Annotated in this window: 6 tRNA genes; all 6 read right to left on the bottom strand. The window is 52.2% G+C overall.

Features of this window, described 5'->3' with window-relative positions:
- Positions 1-5 precede the first annotated feature (5 nt).
- Positions 6-82: transfer RNA gene (locus CN946_RS20775), tRNA-Arg, on the bottom strand.
- Between the two features lie 10 nt (positions 83-92).
- Positions 93-179: transfer RNA gene (locus CN946_RS20770), tRNA-Leu, on the bottom strand.
- 35 nt (positions 180-214) lie between these two features.
- Positions 215-297, bottom strand: a tRNA-Leu gene (locus CN946_RS20765).
- Between the two features lie 20 nt (positions 298-317).
- Positions 318-393: transfer RNA gene (locus CN946_RS20760), tRNA-Lys, on the bottom strand.
- Positions 394-400: 7 nt separating this feature from the next.
- A tRNA-Thr gene (locus CN946_RS20755) sits at positions 401-473 on the bottom strand.
- Positions 474-476: 3 nt separating this feature from the next.
- A tRNA-Val gene (locus tag CN946_RS20750) sits at positions 477-552 on the bottom strand.
- Between the last annotated feature and the right edge of the window lie 4 nt (positions 553-556).

Raw genomic sequence — 556 nt, 5'->3', positions numbered from 1 at the left:
TAATATGGCGCGCCCGAAAGGACTCGAACCCATAACCTTTTGATCCGTAGTCAAACGCTCTATCCAATTGAGCTACGGGCGCATATTATAAATGGTACCGAGGGCCGGACTCGAACCGGCACGGGGTCAACCCCCGCAGGATTTTAAGTCCTGTGTGTCTGCCATTCCACCACCCCGGCAGCATATGTGGAGCGGAAGACGGGGNNAATTTAAATGGTGCGGGTGAAGGGACTCGAACCCCCACACCGAAGTACTAGATCCTAAGTCTAGCGCGTCTGCCAATTCCGCCACACCCGCAATATTTTCTTTTGAGAAAATGGTGAGCCATGAAGGATTCGAACCTTCGACCCTCTGATTAAAAGTCAGATGCTCTACCTACTGAGCTAATGGCTCAAAAGAGTGCCGACTAGAGGACTTGAACCCCCAACCTACTGATTACAAGTCAGTTGCTCTACCAATTGAGCTAAGTCGGCATATGGTGGAGGATGACGGGCTCGAACCGCCGACCCCCTGCTTGTAAGGCAGGTGCTCTCCCAGCTGAGCTAATCCTCCATCA

Source organism: Bacillus sp. AFS053548 (assembly GCF_002575105.1).
Lineage (GTDB): Bacteria > Bacillota > Bacilli > Bacillales > Bacillaceae_G > Gottfriedia.
This window is presented reverse-complemented; position numbering and strand designations above follow the sequence as displayed.